The organism is Persicimonas caeni (assembly GCF_006517175.1).
Taxonomy (GTDB): domain Bacteria; phylum Myxococcota_A; class Bradymonadia; order Bradymonadales; family Bradymonadaceae; genus Persicimonas; species Persicimonas caeni.
This window is the reverse complement of the sequence record NZ_CP041186.1, coordinates 1,086,414-1,102,993: the sequence shown is the minus strand read 5'-3', so window position 1 is coordinate 1,102,993 and position 16,580 is coordinate 1,086,414. Positions and strand designations below refer to the sequence as shown.

12 protein-coding genes are annotated in these 16,580 nt (G+C 62.5%); 4 read left to right on the top strand and 8 right to left on the bottom strand.

Annotated features, from left to right (window positions below; genetic code table 11):
* Positions 1–15: 15 nt before the first annotated feature.
* A complete protein-coding gene (locus FIV42_RS04160) occupies positions 16–2,598 on the bottom strand; it encodes a carbon-nitrogen hydrolase family protein (protein WP_141196456.1) in 2,583 nt (860 codons plus the stop codon).
* A gap of 273 nt (positions 2,599–2,871) precedes the next feature.
* Here FIV42_RS04160 and FIV42_RS04155 point away from each other — a divergent pair, with 273 nt between their 5' ends.
* On the top strand, positions 2,872–4,881 hold the full coding sequence (locus FIV42_RS04155) for an HD domain-containing phosphohydrolase (RefSeq protein WP_141196455.1): 2,010 nt from the start codon (positions 2,872–2,874) through the stop codon (positions 4,879–4,881).
* A gap of 3 nt (positions 4,882–4,884) precedes the next feature.
* Here FIV42_RS04155 and phnD read toward each other — a convergent pair whose 3' ends face one another.
* Positions 4,885–7,185 carry a serine/threonine-protein kinase gene (gene phnD / locus FIV42_RS04150; protein WP_141196454.1) on the bottom strand — a complete coding sequence of 767 codons (2,301 nt, stop codon included), beginning with the start codon at positions 7,183–7,185 and terminating at the stop codon, positions 4,885–4,887.
* Positions 7,186–7,393: 208 nt separating this feature from the next.
* Between phnD and FIV42_RS29985 the strand changes: the two genes are divergently transcribed.
* Both FIV42_RS29985 and FIV42_RS04145 read left to right on the top strand, forming a co-directional pair.
* Positions 7,394–7,558, top strand: a complete 165-nt coding sequence (locus FIV42_RS29985; protein WP_168210392.1) for a hypothetical protein — start codon at positions 7,394–7,396, stop codon at positions 7,556–7,558.
* Positions 7,559–7,614: 56 nt separating this feature from the next.
* Positions 7,615–8,550, top strand: a complete 936-nt coding sequence (locus FIV42_RS04145) for a phosphotransferase family protein (protein ID WP_141196448.1) — start codon at positions 7,615–7,617, stop codon at positions 8,548–8,550.
* Between the two features lie 3 nt (positions 8,551–8,553).
* Here the strand turns inward: FIV42_RS04145 and FIV42_RS04140 are convergent, their stop codons facing one another.
* The 4 genes from FIV42_RS04140 to FIV42_RS04125 are packed head-to-tail and all read right to left on the bottom strand — an operon-like array spanning position 8,554 to position 13,595.
* Complete coding sequence (locus tag FIV42_RS04140; protein WP_141196453.1) at positions 8,554–10,437, bottom strand: hypothetical protein; 1,884 nt, start codon at positions 10,435–10,437, stop codon at positions 8,554–8,556.
* 33 nt (positions 10,438–10,470) lie between these two features.
* Complete coding sequence (locus FIV42_RS04135) at positions 10,471–11,712, bottom strand: molybdopterin molybdotransferase MoeA (RefSeq protein WP_141196452.1); 1,242 nt, start codon at positions 11,710–11,712, stop codon at positions 10,471–10,473.
* Positions 11,713–11,716: 4 nt separating this feature from the next.
* Positions 11,717–12,094 (bottom strand): hypothetical protein, encoded by a 378-nt coding sequence (locus FIV42_RS04130; RefSeq protein ID WP_141196451.1) that lies wholly within the window; start codon positions 12,092–12,094, stop codon positions 11,717–11,719.
* A gap of 13 nt (positions 12,095–12,107) precedes the next feature.
* Positions 12,108–13,595, bottom strand: a complete 1,488-nt coding sequence (locus FIV42_RS04125) for an Ig-like domain-containing protein (RefSeq protein ID WP_168210393.1) — start codon at positions 13,593–13,595, stop codon at positions 12,108–12,110.
* 121 nt (positions 13,596–13,716) lie between these two features.
* Here FIV42_RS04125 and FIV42_RS04120 point away from each other — a divergent pair, with 121 nt between their 5' ends.
* A complete protein-coding gene (locus FIV42_RS04120; RefSeq protein WP_141196449.1) occupies positions 13,717–15,105 on the top strand; it encodes a hypothetical protein in 1,389 nt (462 codons plus the stop codon).
* 208 nt (positions 15,106–15,313) lie between these two features.
* On the opposite strand, the gene FIV42_RS04115 is transcribed toward FIV42_RS04120, so the two are convergent.
* Entirely contained in the window at positions 15,314–16,249 is a 936-nt protein-coding gene (locus tag FIV42_RS04115) for a phosphotransferase family protein (RefSeq protein WP_141196448.1), read from the bottom strand.
* Between the two features lie 56 nt (positions 16,250–16,305).
* On the bottom strand, positions 16,306–16,470 hold the full coding sequence (locus tag FIV42_RS29980) for a hypothetical protein (protein ID WP_168210392.1): 165 nt from the start codon (positions 16,468–16,470) through the stop codon (positions 16,306–16,308).
* Positions 16,471–16,580: the final 110 nt, after the last annotated feature.

The window sequence follows — 16,580 nt, the reverse complement described above, 5'->3', positions numbered from 1 at the left end:
CTTATTTCGAGTTCTCTAGCGCAGAACGTCGTGCAGGACGACGTCCGAGGCGCCCCGTTCCGCCGGACCGACCTCTTCGAATACCACCTGGAAGCCCTCATTGGTTGCCTGCGCGGCGGCGAAGTGCTTGGCGGTTTGTGTTGCGTCCACAAGGGCCATGGGGGCTTCGGCGGTACCGTCGGCGTCGAACTCGACGAGTTCGATGGACCAGGCGTTGTCCACAAGTGTTTCGTAGACCACGGCAGGTCCATTGGCCGTCTCGACGAAGGCAGGGCGCCACATCCACTGGTCGAACGGAGCTGCTTCGCCGAGGCGTTGTGGCGCTCCCATGCTCAGCATTGCATCGCCGGCTACTGAAATGGTGCGAGTTGCAATGCGGGTGTTCGGACGGGTCGCGCGTGCGTCAGTCCAGGCGATCATAAACTCGCCCCCCCCAAGAGAGGTGATCGCCGGCGTGGAGCTGAGCGCTTCGACACCGTCGGGCACAGCATCGACACGCACCGGCTCGGACCAGCCGAGCCCACCGTCGGTGCTCACAGATACCATGACTTCCCATTGCCAGTTCTTGAAGTCGATCCATGTCACCGCAATTGCCTGTGCGTCGACGGCGACACGCGCGTCCCACTGGTTAGCTTCGAGTTCGGCGCGGTTGTCCGGGCGCGGCTCGAGCTCGGCGTTGACCGCCAAGTTGGCGAAGGGCTCGGCAAGGCTTGTCTGGGCGTAGAATGCGCGGTTGGCATTGCCGACACGCTTGATCCAGCTCATGTGCAACACGGTGTCGACCACGGCGATCGACGGATGAAACGCCCATTCACCGACGAGATTCGTATCGATGAGCTTGCCGCTGTCGACGAAGGCTCGCTGTGCCGGATCGAAGCTCGTGTACAGCAGGCGGTTTTCGTCCTTGCCGACCAATTCGGCGACAATATGCAGCTTTGTGCCATCCGTGGCGATGGCTGGACGAATGACGTCGTAGCCCGACGTGGCCTGCTCGAACGAGCCTGTGAGGCTGCCACCTTCGAAAATCTCGACGGCGATCGTGCGCTCTCCGACGGCCCCTCGGCTGCTCACCACGTAGGTGGCGCCTTCGACGACGGCGAGCTGCGGGTGGGTCTGCACCTCGACCGGCTCGGTGGTGGCCGGGCCGCTCAAGTCGGCGGCCCACATGCCCTGGACGTACTCGCCCTCGAGAGGATCCCCGGAGCCGGGCAAGAGTTTTGCCCCCACGTCGCGCAGGCGCTCGCGCCGCTGGGCGAGCGTCAGGTTGGGCTCGGACAGGCCGGGGTCCTCGACGACCCAGGGTCCGATGAAAGTATTGCCTGAAAGTGGGCCACGTTGACCGACGAATTCGCCGGAGCCTGACGCTCGCGCGGCCTTCTCGATGATCTGGACCTGAGCATCGCTGGTCATCTCGAAGAAGTTGCCGGTCAATTGGGACACGAAATTGTGGGTCGCGCGCGGCGCTCGCTGCACCAGGTTCCATCCGCCGAGCATGAATAAGTCGGGTTCCCAGCGAACCTGCTCTTCGGGAGTGTCCGGCGGGAGCGGGGGGACCCAGCCGCCGAAGAAGGCTTCGGGCTGGAAGATCACCTCGGCCCCCAGATCGTCGAGGCGGTCCTGCACGTCGGGCATCCAGGCGGGCTTGGAGATAACGACGCCCGTTCTCCCCCATGGGGTCTGCATGGGGTGGATGTCGGTGAAGTCGCCTGCGGCCAAGGCGAGTTGGTCGAGTTCCATCGCCGTCACGTACGTCTTGAGCGTCTCGTCGACCACTTCGCCGTCGGGCCCGAAGAGGATCTGGCGATTATGGACTTTGGGGCTCGTAGCCTCGTAGGCGTAGTCGTGGGTGTCGAAGTCCGGGTCGGCCAGGCGGCTCACCACCGACGCGTCGGTGGTCTTTTGGAAGTCGGGCAAATCCACGGTCACCGATACATACAGGTCGTAGCGGTCGGCGATGCGGCCGAACGTATCGTAGGTGGCGCGCACGACCGGATCGGTCATCGCCAGCACAAAGCGCGAGGTGATGGAGGTGTCGGGAAACTTTTCGCCGTAATAGGTATAAGCTTGTTGGACTTGGCCGACCATCGCGGTCAGCGCCTGGGTCGACTCGGAAAACCCACGTGCCGCGGAGGCTTTGTCGCCGATGAGCCACATCGGCAGGCCCATCGACTCGGGAAATACGACCACGTTCGGGCTGGCCTCGGCGCGGCAAGGCAGCACCTTTTCGTGAACCATCTCGTGGATATGCTCTCGAAAAGCTCGATGGGAAGAGAGGGCGTCGAAGTCGATTCTGTAGCTGGGTACAAAGAGGCGCGCGCGCGTTTCCGTGGCGTTCGTTGTCGAATTAACCACAGACGTCGTACAGTTCGCCGGGGGCGCTCCAAGATCGCTCAGCGACGGCTCGTACCGGCTCGGCTCGGCGGCATCAGCAGCCGTGTCGCCCCCGGACGTATCATAGCTGGTCGCATCCGAGGACGCATCGCGGATGTCGCCTGTGCCGGCGTCTTCGACTGTGTTATTGGCGACGTTGTGCCCCTCATTGGTACCGCTGTCGTCGCCGCCGCAGCCGAGCAGCATCGTGGCTGCGATAGCTGCCAAGGCAAATCGGGTGCGTATCATCCTTTGCTGCAAACGATTCATTACATCTCCGCCGACAGGCGCGGTGAACATCTGACAGGCTCGCATGTTATCAGCCCGTCCTTCTATTGTGCGAAAACTACGACGCACTACAAGAAATCGGGGCGAGTGCCCGTGACGTGGGCCCCGTTAGTGTGCCCACAGGCTGTTGTCGAGCATCGAAGTTGCTCTCTCCATGGCGACGCATAAGGCCGTGTGTTAGACTACCGCTCCTGTAGCACCCCCGATCCAACCATGAGCATGACAGACACGCACGTAACAACTGGGGAGCGGCAAGTCGTCAAGATGACCGTGCTGAGCGGCCCTGACGCTGGGATGAGCCGCTCGTTTACGCACCGGGAGCGAGTCGGCGTGGGCCGCGGCTCTCGCAATGAGTTCATGTTGTCGGATGGATTTGTCTCCAACGAGCACGGCGAGCTCTGTTTCGAAGGTGGTCAGCTGATCTATCGCGACCTGAAGAGTCGGCATGGCTCGCTGGTGTTGGTCGACGACGTCTCGTTGCATTTGCAAGACCACGATTCGGCGCGCAAGGTTCGCTTGGCTGATGGCGCCGAGATCCAGGTCGGCTGCACCTTGATCCGCGTCGAGTTGGGCGCGGGTGAAGAGGAGCTGCGTACCGAGAAAGTCGAGATTGACGAGGTTTCGGGACCCACCGAAGAGATTCTCCACCAACAAGCCGCCGGGGTCTCCGGGCCGCGCGAGACGATGATCACCACCGCGATGAGCGGGGTACGCTCGTTGCCCCGAGACATCGCCAGCAGCGATGATCGCTTGGCCATCTTGTTTCGCCTCGCCGGCGAACTGAACAGCCAAACCAAGCTCGACGAGATCCTCGACCTGATCGTCGATGCGGTCTTCCAGGCCTTTCCGGCAGCGAATTTCTTCGCGATCACCTTGGCCGACGACCCCGAAGACGTCAGCCAGACGAGCCCCTTTGTCTCGCGAGTGCGCGGAGAACTTCCCGGAAGCGAAGATGAGAGCGAAGAGCCGATCCTGAGCACCAGTATTTTGCGTCAGGTCATCGAAACGCGCGAGAGCGTGCTCTTCGTCAAAGACTCGCTGGGCAATAACGTCAGCCAATCGATCCTCGACGCTCAAATCACCGCGGCGCTGTGCGCTCCGCTGATCGGTCAGCGCTCCCTGCTGGGAGTGATGCAGGTCGACACGCGCGGACTCGGAAGCCTCTTTTCGAAGCAAGATCTCAACCTCTTTAGCGTCTTTGCCTCCAACGTGGCGTTCGCGCTCGAGCGCGCCAAGCTCTCGGAGAATATCGTCGAGATGTTCGAGAGCTTCGTGGCTGCTAGCGTCAACGCGATCGAAGCTCGCGATCCCACCACCGCTGGCCACAGCGAGCGGGTGGCGGACTACACCCTCGAACTTGCCCAGGCGGTCAACGGGATCGAGGTGGGCAGCCTCAAAGACATCTATCTGCAGCGATCGGAACTAAAAGAACTACGCTATGCTGCTCTGTTGCACGACTTCGGCAAAATTGCGGTGCGTGAGAGCGTGCTGCGCAAGGGAAAGCGGCTGCCCGAGTTGCATCTCGACCTGATTGGCCAACGCTTCGAGACCATCAAGGCCCTCGAGTACCAGCGCATGATCCGGGGCCATTTTGGCAACAGCCGAGAGCCGATGCCTCCGACCAAGTTTCATCAGCTCGAAGCGCGCTATCAATCCTTCTGCGATGAGCTCGACGGCACGCTCAACTGGTTATACGAGGTGGCCGCGGCGCCCTTTCTGGAGGACGAGAAGATCGAGCGGGTCGAGAAGCTCGGCGAGCGTTTCTTCCTCAGCCCCTGTGGCCAGCGGCATCCGTATTTGACCGCCGAGGAGATCGAGAACCTCACCATCAAGAAGGGGACACTCAACGAGCAGGAGTGGGAAGATATGCGCTCCCACGCCCAGCGTAGCCAAGATTACCTGGAACGCATTCCGTGGGGCGACGAGCTCAAGCAAGTACCCTGTATTGCCGGTGCGCACCACGAAAAGCTCGACGGCAGCGGGTACCCGCAGGGGCTAGACGCCGACGAGATCATTCCGCAGGTACGCATGCTCACCATCGCCGACATCTTCGACGCGGTGACGGCAGCTGATCGTCCGTACCGCAAGGCGGCCACGCCCGAGCGGGGCGTAGCGATTTTGCGAGCGGAGGCCGAAGCCAAGAAGCTCGACGGGGAGTTGGTTGAGGTATTCGCCGACCGGGTACTGCCGGCGATCATCGACAAGATCCCGGGGCATTTTTAGAGCTTAGTCTTTACCCTTTTCGGCTTGAGCGCCGTCTTCCTTGGGCGCCAGACGTTCGGGCAGCTCGTCGTTATTTTCCACCGCATCGCGTAGATCATCGAACGCCTCGTCGGAGCCGTCCGAAAAGCCGGTGATCTGCAGGATTTCCCCGACGGTTTCGACCCCGGCGTCCTCTTTGGGATCGAAGTCGAGCAGCACACGCTCCAGATCCTTGGCGACGGAGTCAGGGGTGTCCGGGGCTGCGACCACCGAATCTTGGGGCACGTGGCCCGTGATCGCGAGTTGGCGGATCTTTCCGACCGGGACGCCGAATTTTCCTGCGGTCAGAAACGAGCCCGAGTAGGTTGCCGCTGCGTCGCACTTTTGGGCGACCAAATCACGCAACGCTTGAAGGTGATTGCCGCTCCACACCACTTCGCCGATAAACTCGCCGGGGTTGTGGCCTTGGCGCTTCAAGTAGGCGCGCGGCAGGAAGTTACCGGTGGTCGAGTTGCGGTCTGTGAAACAAAAGGTTTTGCCCTCCAGGTCGGCCAACGAGCTGACTTGGGAGTCCATGCGGGTTAGCAAGAGGGCGTCGCTCGACGTCGAGCCGCCGAACTGGCGAATGGCGAGCAGGCGGATCTTGGGCTCCGCTTTCTTGGTCTGCACGTACAGCAGGGGAGGCAAGATGGCGATGTCGTAGTCGCCGTTACGCACCCCCTTGGACAACTCCTCATAGCTGCTCGTGACTTCCATCGGCACCGGACGCCCGAGCTCTTTCTCCATATACGCTTGGATGGGCTGAATCTCCTTTTCGAGCACATCGGGCGTCGCGATCGGAGCCCAGCCGACGCGGATGGGATCGCCGATGAGAATGGGAGACGCCTTTTCCTCACCGAGCAGCTTTTGGCCCAGCTCACTTCCCTTGATTTGAGGCCAGAAGAAGAAAGCTGCGGCGATGACGCTTGCCACGGTCACGCCGGCGATCAACGCCAGCGTCTTGCCGTTCGAGTCATCAGCGGCGCGACCGCCGATGTTCGGCGGCGGGGCTCCCATATCGATGCTCTGCTCATCCATCGTCGCGGTCGTCCGCAGATCGGACTGGGCGCTTGGATGAGAGCCGGACTGCGAGTGGGAGTCTCCTGCGTCGAACGCCCGCACCCCGGAGGGGAGGCTGCCGCTTCCCGACGGCGAGCGGCGCAACTCGGGGAATGAACCACTGTCAGCAGGACGATCGACGACCGTGGCGATATGATCTTGGCCCTGTCGCTGGGAGCCGCTGACTGCCGAGCGCGAGTCCGAGCCCGTCACGTGAATCAGGTTGCGCTTTTCGTTCGAGGTCAGGGAGCGCTCCAGGGCGTCGTGCATCGTCGCCTGACGCTCGGCCAACTCCTCGCCGGCGATCTTTTCGAGAAACTCCGCCAGAACGTCTTCGCCGAACGCAAGCCCGCTGGCACGTGCGGCTTGGATAAGCGCACGGCGCATCTGCTCGGCGGTCTGATAGCGTTGGTCGCGATCTTTGACCAAGGCCTTGAGCACCACGCGATCGACCACATCGGGCACCGCGGGATTGTAGGTGCTCGGAGGCTCGGGTTGCTCTTGGACGACCGCCCGCATCATGTCGAGATCTTTTTCGCGCTTGAAGAGGCGACGATCGGTCAGCGCCTCCCACAGCACGATGCCGAGTGCAAAGATGTCCGCTCGCCGGTCGAGCTTCAGCCCCTTGCACTGTTCGGGAGACATGTAGGCGAATTTGCCTTTGAGGTGACCGGAGTGAGTCGCCTCGACGCCCTGGGATGCCTTGGCCACGCCAAAGTCGAGTACTTTGACGAATCCTTCGGTGGTGCACATCAGGTTGTGCGGGGAGACGTCTCGGTGAATGAGCTCGAGGGGGCTGCCCTCCAAGTCACGAAGCTCGTGGGCAGCGTGCAGGCCTCGACAAGCTTGGTCGACGACTGACAGAGCCACCTGCACCGGCAGGGAGGTGCCGTCGCGCTCGGCGAGCACCTGCATTTCACGCACCGTGCTGCCGTGGATATACTCCATGGCAATATAGTAGTCGCCATTCTCTTCGCCGAGCTCGAAGATTTGGACGACATTGGGGTGGTTGAGTCTGGCGATGATCCTTGCTTCCCGAAGGAACATGTCGATAAAGGAAGGATCGTCGGCCAGATGAGGCAGGATGCGCTTGATGACGACGAGGCGCTCCAGGCCGGCAAGGCCACGCTCGCGGGCAAGAAACAGCTCGGCCATGCCCCCGGTGGCCAGTTTGGTCACCAGTTCGTACTTGCCAAGCATCACGGGAGCTGTATTCGTGTCAGACACGCACGCCTCGGTGTCGTTCGCGGCTCCAGAGCAGTCGAGTTGCAGAGAGTCTCATGGCCATCGTAGTCGGAATTGGCTCGTTCGCAAAGTATCCTCATGTTACAACGGAATCGCTATGAAAAGGATTTCATCGATCGTGGTGTTGAGTCTCGCTGTGAGCCTGAGTCTGGGCGCACTTGCGGGGTGCAAAGCCGAAGAATGTCGCCAGATGTCTCGCTGTTGCGAGGCGATCAAAGATGAGGAAGGAGTCGGCAGCGCCTGCGGCGAGATTGCTCAAGGCGTCAAAGACCCGGATACCTGCCGCACCATCCTGCGTACGGTCGAGGCGATGTACGAAGATCGCGAAGAAGATCTGCCGAAGGCGTGCCAGTAGGTTGGGCGCACCTCTTTTGTCGTCTTGTTTTTTGTCGTCTTGGAAGTGAGTCAACGATGTCTCAGGACGCCCTCAAAGCCGTCGACGTGCTCCAAGAAGTGTTGGCCGCGCAGCCTTGGCAGCCAACCGAAGATCCCGCTGTCGAGGGGCGCGGGCTGCGTGTGCGCGTGCACCTCGACGATCAGCGATCAGCATTGCTGTACGTGTGGGACGAAGCACTGCTCGCCAAGCGGGCGGCGTGGGCTCATCGCCCCGAGCGTGCGGGGATGCTCTTTGCGGTGCCGGAGCTGATCGAATCCGGTCTAAAGTGGTGTCTCGTCGACGACGTCGACGGCATGCCGCTGACGACTTATCTCGAAAGGGAAGGGGTGGGTTCGGTGACCGAACTCGACGCGGAGCGAGCTCGGGGGTTGGCGCGTGAAGCTGGCGAGCTCGCGCGGAAGCTCCACGAGATCGAGGTTCCGCGCGAGTATGGCGACATGGTCGATCCCGATCGAGACGGCCATATTGGCCGCTGGAACACTTTCAACGGCTATATCGCTCACCGCCTCGAGCATTTCGCCGAGCAAATTCGCCATCGCGACCTCGACGAAGAGGTTCGGAGCCAGCTTCTGGCAACGATAGGAGACCTACGCGCGGAGCTTGCGGCATTTCACCCGCGCCACGCGCCCAGCCTCAACCACGGTGCCTTCGGCCCGCAGCACTTTTGGGTCGACGAGACAGGCCGTACGATCACCGCACTGACCGGATTCGACGGAGCGCGACTCCTCCCCCCCGAGGCCGATCTCGCCCGCCTGTTGTGGCTCGACGGCCTGGCTTGTGATGATGGATTGGTGCGCTCGTTCTACGCCGGATACGGTGCCGCCCGCACGATGGATCTGCAGCGCCGCGAGCGCTTCTACCGGCGCGTTGCCGCGCTCGAGGCGCTCGTCGAGTCGACGGGTCGGCGTAACTTGACGGACGCCGAGTTGGTGGCTCTCTCCTCGCCCTGATGCTCAATCGGAAAACTTACAGGTTCCTGGTCCACTTGCCTTCGTGATGCCATCGGCCGCGATGTGGAGGAGTACTTGCCCTCCCTTCGGGTGGTGGAGGCGAAGATGGTTGGTCCTCGGGTCATACGTCGCCGTTGCTGGTTCGTTGTAGTTGGTGTGCAACTCGAGCGCGCAGCGCGCGCGCCGTATCCTTCGGGGCACCTCGTCGTCAGCGTTCGAATAGAGCGTGACGATGGTCGCTGGCCCGGGGGTGCTCGACCGAGTCACGGTAAACCAAGTGTTGGGTGTGTTCGCACGCGCGAAGACTACTGGATCGTTCTCATTGACGGGGCGCAGGCGCTGCAGCTTTCCGGGATCCGATGCATCCGCGACTGCCACTTGCTCATCGTGGAACGGGAGAGCGAAGACGAGTCCTTTTTCAAGGCCCACCACGGCGGTGCGTGCGTGGTAGGATCGAGGTGCCGGGCGAATCTCCTCCCTGTCGATGCACGCCAAGACCTCACCTTGACGGGCCACGGTCTGCACCACGGTCTTTCCGGGCGCTCTCCACGGATCTCCTCGAGGTGGGCCGAGTTGTCGCAGCCCTAAAAGATACGCATCTCGGTTGAGGGCGTGCATTGACTCGTTTCCGAGCAGCAAACCGTCTACGGTGCCTCGGGCTCGGTAGTCGACGCCGCCGGATGGCGTGCTCGTATCGAAGAGGTGCAGATAGGTCTCGTCGGCGTCTGACGTGTAGGGATCGCTCGCCCAGGCCGCCAGCAGGGAGCTTCCCCACGACACTAGCTTCCAATTTCCTCCCAGAAATCCCTGCCTGGAGGTACTTCGCCCCGTGCGCAGGTCGATTGCATTCAGGATCAGCAGACTGGCATGTTTGACGCGGAGGGGCGCAGTGGATGGGCCGGGAAGGGCGATATCCTTGCAGCCGAGACGTTCGTGCTGCAGCTTGCCGCTACGTCGCGATTGGAGCACAGGAAGGGTCAACTGGCGATACTCATCGGCATTCTCACCCCAGTACGTGTCGAGCCACGCCTTGCGACGCTCGGCGCGCTGCTCGTAAGTCAGTCTCTTCTCTTTCTCGGTCGACAGCTTTCGTTTCTCATTGGCCGAGAGCTTTCGAAGTCGACCCTCAATCGGGGTGCTCGATGCGAACAGGAGGTGCCCGTCGCGCACATCGGCCCACGTTATGCGGCCCGGAGTCTCGACATGCGCGACCTGCCGAGCGTGGGTAGGAGACTCGAGTCGCAACAGATCGATACGGGAGCGAAAGGTCTGCCACCAGGGCCGCCCTGGCTTGTAGGACGTACGCTCGACATTCACGAGCACCAGGTAATGGTGATCGCGGGTGAACGAACCCAACCAAGAGCCGACGAGCGAGTACGGCGCCGTCCAGATGCTGACTTTGTCGGTTTGCTGCGCTCCCGTCTCTTCTGACTCGAGAACAATGCTCGAACCGTCAATGCCGTAGGGTCGGTCGGCGACGACAGTTTGGGATACACCTGCGAACGGCCACAGTGCGATGCTCGAGCTCTTCTCTGCGGATGTCGGCGGTTGCCAGGCGTCGTCCCGGCGGGGAGCGAGAAATGGGGCCGCCATCTGGGTGTCGGTGTGCCGGAGAATGAGGAGTTGCCCCCGACTCGGACGGTAGGGCCCGCTCAGCATTTGTTCGGCGTCGATATTGGCGAGTGCCCGGGCCACATCGTCGCAGCCCCGAGCTCGCCGCAGCGCCATGGCTTGCGACGCTGCGCGTTGCTCTGCCGAAAGCGATGGTGTCGAGACTTCAATCGGTGGTAGGGGCGGGGACGAACGATACGACTGCGAATTGCCGCAAGCGGTCGAAAGCGCCGCGAGCACGACGAAAAGAGCGACGTCACGCAGCGGATTCGGCATTCGACGTCCAGCGATCATCCCAATTCCGTCTGACTAGAGTTCAATCAACTCGACGGCGATCTCATCCCCGGCCTCCATCCTCGCCACACCTTCTTCGCAAACGCCGAACGCCTCCGCCCCACAGAAGAGGCGTAAGTTGCCCGAGTTTTGGTTGTCGAAGGGCACAAACTCCGGTTTGTCGCCCACACGGCCGCGCAATGTGCCGCTCAGGTAGACACGGCGTTTGGGCGTGGTCTGCACGGGGCCAGCTAGAATCGCGTCGAGGCGCCTCGGGACGACGCCGTCGCGGGCGACGCCCTGCATGACCGCCAGCGCCGGCCGCACGAATTGGTGGAAGCAGACAAAGCAGGAGTTCGGGTTGCCCGGAAGGCCGATGAGCGGGACATCTCGCCCGTCGGTGTCGGCGGTGCCGAAGGCGAGCGGCTTGCCCGGCTTCATGCGAATCTTCCAGAAGTTCATGCCGCCGGTCAGCTCGTCGACCACTTCGCGGGTGATGTCGAAGTCGCCGACCGACACGCCGCCGCTGCTCACCACGATGTCGGCCGACTGCAACGCTTGCTCGAAGGTGTCACGCACGGCCTCCTCAGTGTCGGCAGCCGGTGGCAGGACCACCGCCTCACCACCTGCTTGGTGAACGAGGGCTTCGAGCATATAGGCGTTGCTGTTAATGATCTGGCCCGGTTGAGGCTCTTGGTCGAGTTCGACCAATTCATCGCCGGTGCTCACGATAGCGACGCGGGGGCGGCGCGAGACCTCGATGACCGAGCGACCGAAGCTCGCCAGCAGACCCACCTCGGGGGCGCCGAGGCGAGCGCCCGGCTCGAGCACGGCTTCGCCTGCGGCCATATTCTCGCCGGCCTTGCGCACCCATGCGCCCCGACCCTTTTCGGGAACCTCGAGCACAGTGACGGTGCCGGCGTCCTCGTCGACCTCGCAATACTCCTGCATCACGATGGTGTCGGCGCCTTCGGGGACCACAGCGCCAGTCATGATGCGCGCGGCCGTACCCGGCTCGACGTGCAGATCGCTGATCGTGCCGGCTGCGGCGGTGCCGATGACCGACAGAGTAGGGCGGTCTCCTTCGAGATCGTCGAAGCGCAGCGCGTAGCCATCGCGCGCCGAGTTATCGAAGCGTGGAGAGTCGGTCGGCGCCTCGACGGACTCGGCGAGGATGCGCCCGAGCGCCTGCGAGAGGAAAATGCGCTCGGTGGACAAACGAGGAAGGCGCTCCAGGATCTGCTGGCGCGCCTCTTCGACGGTGATAAATCGTTTCATGTTGTCAGGTGCAGGGCTGATCTTTGGGGTACAGCTCGACCTTGCTCGACTGTTCGCCTTCCCCGGTAGCCTCTTCGGCAGGCTGCGCGTCGGACGGGGGCGTATCTGCCGGCTCGGCGCCTTCTTCGGCCGGTTGGGCTTCCTTCGAGGGCGCCTTGTCCTCGGCGCCGGGAGGAAGTTGGGCCCAGTCAGGATTGCCGCACGGGCTATTTGCCAACTCCTCGGGCGTGGGCTCTTTGACTTGGACGGCCTTCTTCTTTTGCGCCGGTGCCTTTTCGACCTTCTGGGGCTTGGGCTTCGGCTCCGAAGCGCAGCCGGCGAACACGAAGAGCGCCGCGGCGAACAGCGCGCTGACGAACGTTGTGGGGCGTCGATCGAACATGAATTGGCTCAGCTTAGTTGCCACCGCAGCCCTCGATGGAGCTGGAGCGGTTATCGATGTCGAAAAAGAAGTTGTAGCAGTACTCGGTCGTGACCGACTCTCCGAAGTTATACCGGTTGGGCAAGATGTACACCGGGTCCATGAGCCACTGACCGTGATTGTCTTCGCCGGGGCTCGGCAGCCAGAAAAAGGGCGTGCGGCCGAAGTTTTCGGTGGCGCCGCTCTGCAGTCGCCGCGGCAACACGTGGGCGTCCTGCGGATTGAAGCCGATGGGGCGATCGGTGCCCGTGGGCTCGTAGATGAACGGAATCTCGAAGAGCCCTCCGCTGCCGTAGCTGCCGCGATAAGCCCAGACGGTCGAAGCCAGCGGAACCAGCTTGTAGGTCATTTCCAGGTGACCCGAATCCTGGTTTTCGGTGGCCTCGTCGTAGCTCTGGGCGGTGTCGCCGTGACGCATCACCACGCCACCGCCGTCGGTGCCGCGGAACTGCCCCGGGTTGTGCAGACAACGCGAGTTGCTGCCCGATTTATGCCAATTGCACGTCTCGTGGACGCCACCGGGCACGTACATCGGGTAGTGGGTGCCGTCTTCGAGCTTGTCGGCGCCGAAGCTGGCCAGCGTCATGTTGCCGATATTGCCGCCGGGGAGCGACACGGGGCTGCCGTCGGGCTTGTAGGCCGAGGTGACCTCGCCGGAGTCGAGCAAGCTGACTCCTTCGACCAACAGCAGGCTGTTGTCGGACTTGTCGACCACGAAGACCGCACCGGCGAAATCGTGCTCGGCGCGCGACTGATCGTCGACGTCGAGTCGAGACGGGTAGTACAGGATGTAGTGCAGGAAGTAGTACTGAGCCGACTCGGTCACGTGATAATAGACGTGGGCCTCGGTCGTGGTGCCGCTTCGGCGCGAGTTGGCGCCGTTGTCGGCCGCCGACAGGTTGTCGTCGAAGTCGAGCAGCGTCGGGATATCGCCGTTGGGTCCGCTGTCCTGGGAATCGGCGATGCCCTGGTAGATGACCGGCGCGAACGTCTCCGCCAGGGTCGTATGCTCGGCCGGCTCGTCGTAGGCGGTATAGAAGGTCGCCTCGAAGTCGGGGTCCAGGCCGTTGCCCGCCATGTCTCGGGCGAGGGACTCGACCCGCAGTCGATAGGAAGCAGCCGGCTGCAGATTGATCTGGGGCGTCACGGTCGCGGTTTGTGCGTCCGCGTCGTAGGTGACCGTGATGTCCACTTCGCGGTTATTCGTGTCGCGCAGCACGATCGAGTAGAAGTTGATGGTGAAGGGATCCATCGGCTCGCTGAAGACGATCTCGATGGTGGTATCCGTCGCGACGTCGGTGGCGCCGGCTGCAGGCGTGACACTCTCGACGCTCGGGGGCCCCTCGTCGTCGGAGGCGTCGTCAAAGGTGTCCTCAGGCACGCCAGTATCTTGGTCGCCGGAGTCGTTGCCGATGTCGCCTGCGTCGAAGCCTTCACGCTTGCACACCTGATCGACGCACACGTACGGCCCCGAGGGGCAATCGTCGTCGACGGTGCACTCGGCTCGGTCGTTAACAATGCTGAGCGGGCCCTACCGTCCGAGTCGGGGGCAACTCCTCATTCTCCGGCACACCGACACCCAGATGGCGGCCCCATTTCTCGCTCCCCGCCGGGACGACGCCTGGCAACCGCCGACATCCGCAGAGAAGAGCTCGAGCATCGCACTGTGGCCGTTCGCAGGTGTATCCCAAACTGTCGTCGCCGACCGACCCTACGGCATTGACGGTTCGAGCATTGTTCTCGAGTCAGAAGAGACGGGAGCGCAGCAAACCGACAAAGTCAGCATCTGGACGGCGCCGTACTCGCTCGTCGGCTCTTGGTTGGGTTCGTTCACCCGCGATCACCATTACCTGGTGCTCGTGAATGTCGAGCGTACGTCCTACAAGCCAGGGCGGCCCTGGTGGCAGACCTTTCGCTCCCGTATCGATCTGTTGCGACTCGAGTCTCCTACCCACGCTCGGCAGGTCGCGCATGTCGAGACTCCGGGCCGCATAACGTGGGCCGATGTGCGCGACGGGCACCTCCTGTTCGCATCGAGCACCCCGATTGAGGGTCGACTTCGAAAGCTCTCGGCCAATGAGAAACGAAAGCTGTCGACCGAGAAAGAGAAGAGACTGACTTACGAGCAGCGCGCCGAGCGTCGCAAGGCGTGGCTCGACACGTACTGGGGTGAGAATGCCGATGAGTATCGCCAGTTGACCCTTCCTGTGCTCCAATCGCGACGTAGCGGCAAGCTGCAGCACGAACGTCTCGGCTGCAAGGATATCGCCCTTCCCGGCCCATCCACTGCGCCCCTCCGCGTCAAACATGCCAGTCTGCTGATCCTGAATGCAATCGACCTGCGCACGGGGCGAAGTACCTCCAGGCAGGGATTTCTGGGAGGAAATTGGAAGCTAGTGTCGTGGGGAAGCTCCCTGCTGGCGGCCTGGGCGAGCGATCCCTACACGTCAGACGCCGACGAGACCTATCTGCACCTCTTCGATACGAGCACGCCATCCGGCGGCGTCGACTACCGAGCCCGAGGCACCGTAGGACGGTTTGCTGCTCGGAAACGAGTCAATGCACGCCCTCAACCGAGATGCGTATCTTTTAGGGCTGCGACAACTCGGCCCACCTCGAGGAGATCCGTGGGAGAGCGCCCGGAAAGACCGTGGTGCAGACCGTGGCCCGTCAAGGTTGAGGTCTTGGCGTGCATCGACAGGGAGGAGATTCGCCCGGCACCTCGATCCTACCACGCACGCACCGCCGTGGTGGGCCTTGAAAAAGGACTCGTCTTCGCTCTCCCGTTCCACGATGAGCAAGTGGCAGTCGCGGATGCATCGGATCCCGGAAAGCTGCAGCGCCTGCGCCCCGTCAATGAGAACGATCCAGTAGTCTTCGCGCGTGCGAACACACCCAACACTTGGTTTACCGTGACTCGGTCGAGCACCCCCGGGCCAGCGACCATCGTCCACGCTCTATTCGAACGCTGACGACGAGGTGCCCCGAAGGATACGGCGCGCGCGCTGCGCGCTCGAGTTGCACACCAACTACAACGAACCAGCAACGGCGACGTATGACCCGAGGACCAACCATCTTCGCCTCCACCACCCGAAGGGAGGGCAAGTACTCCTCCACATCGCGGCCGATGGCATCACGAAGGCAAGTGGACCAGGAACCTGTAAGTTTTCCGATTGAGCATCAGGGCGAGGAGAGAGCCACCAACTCGGCGTCCGTCAAGTTACGCCGACCCGTCGACTCGACGAGCGCCTCGAGCGCGGCAACGCGCCGGTAGAAGCGCTCGCGGCGCTGCAGATCCATCGTGCGGGCGGCACCGTATCCGGCGTAGAACGAGCGCACCAATCCATCATCACAAGCCAGGCCGTCGAGCCACAACAGGCGGGCGAGATCGGCCTCGGGGGGGAGGAGTCGCGCTCCGTCGAATCCGGTCAGTGCGGTGATCGTACGGCCTGTCTCGTCGACCCAAAAGTGCTGCGGGCCGAAGGCACCGTGGTTGAGGCTGGGCGCGTGGCGCGGGTGAAATGCCGCAAGCTCCGCGCGTAGGTCTCCTATCGTTGCCAGAAGCTGGCTCCGAACCTCTTCGTCGAGGTCGCGATGGCGAATTTGCTCGGCGAAATGCTCGAGGCGGTGAGCGATATAGCCGTTGAAAGTGTTCCAGCGGCCAATATGGCCGTCTCGATCGGGATCGACCATGTCGCCATACTCGCGCGGAACCTCGATCTCGTGGAGCTTCCGCGCGAGCTCGCCAGCTTCACGCGCCAACCCCCGAGCTCGCTCCGCGTCGAGTTCGGTCACCGAACCCACCCCTTCCCTTTCGAGATAAGTCGTCAGCGGCATGCCGTCGACGTCGTCGACGAGACACCACTTTAGACCGGATTCGATCAGCTCCGGCACCGCAAAGAGCATCCCCGCACGCTCGGGGCGATGAGCCCACGCCGCCCGCTTGGCGAGCAGTGCTTCGTCCCACACGTACAGCAATGCTGATCGCTGATCGTCGAGGTGCACGCGCACACGCAGCCCGCGCCCCTCGACAGCGGGATCTTCGGTTGGCTGCCAAGGCTGCGCGGCCAACACTTCTTGGAGCACGTCGACGGCTTTGAGGGCGTCCTGAGACATCGTTGACTCACTTCCAAGACGACAAAAAACAAGACGACAAAAGAGGTGCGCCCAACCTACTGGCACGCCTTCGGCAGATCTTCTTCGCGATCTTCGTACATCGCCTCGACCGTACGCAGGATGGTGCGGCAGGTATCCGGGTCTTTGACGCCTTGAGCAATCTCGCCGCAGGCGCTGCCGACTCCTTCCTCATCTTTGATCGCCTCGCAACAGCGAGACATCTGGCGACATTCTTCGGCTTTGCACCCCGCAAGTGCGCCCAGACTCAGGCTCACAGCGAGACTCAACACCACGATCGATGAAATCCTTTCATAGCGATTCCGTTGTAACA